Origin of the sequence: Cellulosimicrobium cellulans, from assembly GCF_042723955.1 — a bacterium.
In the GTDB taxonomy this organism is placed as follows: Bacteria; Actinomycetota; Actinomycetes; order Actinomycetales; family Cellulomonadaceae; genus Cellulosimicrobium; species Cellulosimicrobium cellulans_H.
Map to the genome: position 1 here is coordinate 1 of NZ_JBHXIC010000162.1, position 3720 is coordinate 3720.

General features: G+C 76.7%; 3 protein-coding genes. 2 read left to right on the forward strand and 1 reads right to left on the reverse strand.

What is annotated here, in order from left to right; genetic code table 11:
• Positions 1 to 103: 103 nt before the first annotated feature.
• Positions 104 to 709 carry a GNAT family N-acetyltransferase gene (locus tag ACFWH7_RS20890; RefSeq protein ID WP_378219580.1) on the reverse strand — a complete coding sequence of 202 codons (606 nt, stop codon included), beginning with the start codon at positions 707 to 709 and terminating at the stop codon, positions 104 to 106.
• Positions 710 to 790: 81 nt separating this feature from the next.
• Between ACFWH7_RS20890 and ACFWH7_RS20895 the strand changes: the two genes are divergently transcribed.
• Positions 791 to 1591: a LamB/YcsF family protein gene (locus tag ACFWH7_RS20895; protein WP_378219582.1), complete on the forward strand. Its 801-nt coding sequence runs from the start codon at positions 791 to 793 to the stop codon at positions 1589 to 1591.
• Positions 1588 to 3258 carry a 5-oxoprolinase subunit B/C family protein gene (locus tag ACFWH7_RS20900; protein WP_378219584.1) on the forward strand — a complete coding sequence of 557 codons (1671 nt, stop codon included), beginning with the start codon at positions 1588 to 1590 and terminating at the stop codon, positions 3256 to 3258. The genes ACFWH7_RS20895 and ACFWH7_RS20900 overlap by 4 nt, the downstream gene beginning before the upstream one ends.
• Positions 3259 to 3720: the final 462 nt, after the last annotated feature.

A 3720-nucleotide genomic window follows, 5' to 3' on the forward strand; every position in this document is an offset into this window, starting at 1 on the left:
GATAACCACAACAATTAGCGCCGGCTGCTCCCGATGTTAATACGCCACCGGCGCGCGGGCCCCCCCCCCCCCGGCCCTCGGTCGTGCGGGTCGGCGGGCCGCGTCAGCCGCGGGGGAGCGCCATGACCACGTCGGTGTGCGTCTCGCCGCCGACGACGTAGGTGCGTCCGCCGACGACGTCGAACCGGTGCTTGCGGTAGAACGCCTGCGCCCGCGCGTTGAGACCGTTCGTGCCGAGCCACACGCGCTGGCCGGGTCCGAGCCGCGCGGCCGCCTCGGCCGCCGCGGTCATGAGCACGCCCGCCACACCCGTGCCCTGGGCCGCGGGGTGCACGTAGATCTTCGAGAGCTCGACCGCCTCGCCGGGCCCGACCGCCGCCGCGACGTCGGGGTCGTCGGGCTCGCCGCGGACGAGGAGCGCATACCCGAGGAGGCCCGAGGCGTCGTGCGCGTCGGGGACGTCCTCCGCGACGTCGTCGGCCACCGGCTCGACGAGGAGGAGCGTGTGCGCGGCGCTCGCGGCCCACGCGCGGAACCGCTCGGGCGAGAGCTGCGTCGCGACGTGCTCGGCGATCGCCTCGGGCGACGTGCCCGGCGGGCACGCGAGCGGGAACGTCAGGGCCGCGAGCCCGGCGAGCGCGGGCGCGTCCTCCGTCGTGGCGCGGCGGACGCGCACGGTCGCGGGAGCGGTGGGGAGGTCGTCGGGCATGCCCGCGAATCTACGCCCCGACGCTGAGGACGCGGTCGGCCCCGCGCCCGGGCGCCCGCCTGTTCCGGGCATGATGGTCCGGTGACGCGCATCGACCTCAACGCCGACCTCGGCGAGGGCTTCGGCCGCTGGACGCTCGCCGACGACGCGGCCCTGCTCGGCCTCGTGACCAGTGCGAACGTCGCGTGCGGGTTCCACGCGGGCGACCCGGCGACGATGCGCGCCGTGACGCGCGACGCCGTCGCGCGCGGCGTGCGCGTCGGGGCGCACGTGAGCTACCGCGATCTCGCGGGCTTCGGGCGTCGCTTCATGGACGTCGACCCCGCCGAGCTCGCCGACGACGTGCTCTACCAGCTCGCGGCGCTCGACGGCTTCGCGCGCCTGGCGGGGGACCGGGTGCGCTACGTCAAGCCGCACGGTGCGCTCTACAACGCGATCGTCCACCACGAGGCGCAGGCCCGCGCGATCGTCGACGCCGTGCGCGCCTACGACCCCGCGCTCCCCGTGGTCGGCCTGCCCGGCTCCGCCGTGCTGCGCCTCGCGGACGCCGCGGGGGTCCCGACGGTGCGCGAGGCGTTCGCCGACCGGGGCTACCTCCCCACGGGCGAGCTGGTCCCGCGCGGCCTGCCGGGCGCCGTCGTGCACGACGCCGAGCAGGTCGCCCGGCGCGTCGTGGAGCTCGTCACCTCGGACACGGTGCCGGCCGCGGACGGCTCGCCCCTGCGGGTGGAGGCCGACTCGGTGTGCGTCCACTCCGACACCCCGGGCGCCGTCGGGCTGCTGGGCGCCGTCCGCGCCGCGCTCGAGGACGCCGGCGTCGAGGTGCGCCCGTTCGTCGACCCAGGAGCCGGCGGCGGCGCGTCCGAGGGCGCGGTGCCGTGACGGGAACGGCCGGTGCCGTGCACCGGTTCGGGGAGACGGCGCTGCTCGTCGACCTGCCCGACCTGGCGGCCGTGCGGTCGCTGCACCGCGCGCTCGCGTCCGACCCCCCGGCCGGGGTCGTCGACGTGGTCCCGGCCGCGCGGACCGTGCTCGTCCGGTGCGCTGCGCCCACCGCCCTCGCGGACGCCCGGGCCTGGGTCGAGCATGCACTGCTCCGGGCGCCGTCCGACGACGGACCGACGTCCGCCGGGTCCGTCGTCGAGATCCCGGTGCGCTACGACGGCCCCGACCTGGAGGACGTCGCCCGCTGGGCGGGGGTGAGCGTGGAGGAGGTCGTCGCCCGGCACTCGGGGCGGGAGTACGAGGCCGCGTTCGGCGGCTTCGCGCCGGGGTTCACCTACCTCGCCGGCGTCGACCCCCTCATCGCGGCACCTCGGCTCGCGACGCCGCGCACGCGCGTCCCCGCAGGGTCCGTCGCGCTCGCGGGCGAGCTCACCGCGGTCTACCCCGGCGAGTCCCCGGGCGGGTGGCGGCTCCTGGGCCGCACGGACGCGCGGATGTTCGACGTCGACCGCGACCCGCCGGCGCTCGTCGCACCCGGTGCGCGGGTGCGGTTCGTGCCGTCCCGAGCCGGTACCTCGGTGCTCGCGGCGCTCGTGGACGTGGGCCGAGGCGACGGGCGCGGCACCGCGGCGCCTGGCGCGACCACGGGGGAGGGCGTGGTGGGACGGGAGCCGGGGGAGGGCTCCGTGGGCCGGCGCGCGGGTGGGGGCTCCGGGACGACGACCGCCGTCGAGGTGCTCGCGACGGGCCCGCTCGTGCTCGTCGAGGACGCGGGGCGCCCCGGTCTCGCGGCGATCGGTGTCGGGCCGTCGGGGGCCGCCGACCGCACGTCCCACGCGCTCGCGAACCGTCTCGTCGGCAACCTGGCGAGCGCCGCGACGCTCGAGGTCGCCCTCGGCGGGCTCGCGCTCCGGTTCCGGGAGCGCGCGGTGGTCGCGCTGTGCGGGGCAGCGGTCCCCGCGACGGTCGACGGGATGCCCGTGGGCATGGACGCAAGCGTCCCGGTGCCGGCCGGCGGCGTCCTGCGGCTCGGGCTCGCGGCGCGAGGGCTGCGGACCTACGTCGCGGTGCGGGGCGGTGTGACCCCGGACGCCGTCCTCGGCTCGCGGTCGCGCGACACCCTCGCGGGGATCGGTCCCGCGCCGCTGCGGCCGGGGGACGAGCTGACGGTCGGTGCCCCGGTGGCGGGTCGCTGGCCCGTCCCCGGCGTCGCACCCGTGCGCCACGTCCCCGGGGAGCTGCGCCCCGGCGAGCGGGCGGGCGCGGTGCTCGAGGTCCTGCCCGGACCGCGCGCCGACTGGTTCCTCCCCGGCGCGTGGCAGGCGTTGCGGGCTCTGCGGACCGTGAGCGCGGACAGCGACCGGGTCGCGATCCGGCTGGACGGGCAGGCGGTCCCGCGCCGTGCGGGCGAGCTGCCCTCCGAGGGCCTCGTGCGCGGCGCGGTGCAGGTCCCGCCCGACGGCCGGCCGGTCGTCTTCCTGGCGGACCGCCCGGTCACCGGGGGCTACCCGGTCATCGGGGTGCTGCGTGCCGACGACGTCGACCGGGCGGCCCAGCTCCGGCCGGGGGACCGCGTGGTGCTGCGGGCTGCGCGGCCGTCGTGACGGGGCCGGGACCGGTCGTGGCGCTCTCGGCCCGTGGAGCGAGTGGAGCCCCAAGGCGCCCGGACCTGGGGCGGGATCGCGGAAGGTGAGCCGACGGCGTGTGTGCCGGGTCACCCGAGCCCGGCTTGACCCTGGCGCGAGGGGCCACGTAATGTTCTGGATGTCGGCCCGACAGGGAGGAACAGACACCGCCTCGAACGATCGAGGGTGGCTGGTCCCGGGGTCGAAACCCTTCCACCGCATGGCGTAGGATGTTCTCCTGCCCGCGACGAGGAAGACCACGGTGACTGGATCACGGCGAACAGCCGGGGTTGAGGAGCCGAGGAAGACCTGGTAAGATTGAAGGGTTGCCCCAAGCGAGGTTCCACCCGGTCGGGTGGTGCTGAGTTGGTGTGTGTCGGTTGTTTGAGAACTCAACAGTGTGCTTGTTAGTCAATGCCAAATTTTTTGTCCCTGTGGCAT

Excerpts from the sequence above, each read along its gene's own strand:
- ACFWH7_RS20890 (WP_378219580.1), bottom strand. The coding sequence starts at position 709 with ATGCCCGACGACCTCCCCACCGCTCCCGCGACCGTGCGCGTCCGCCGC.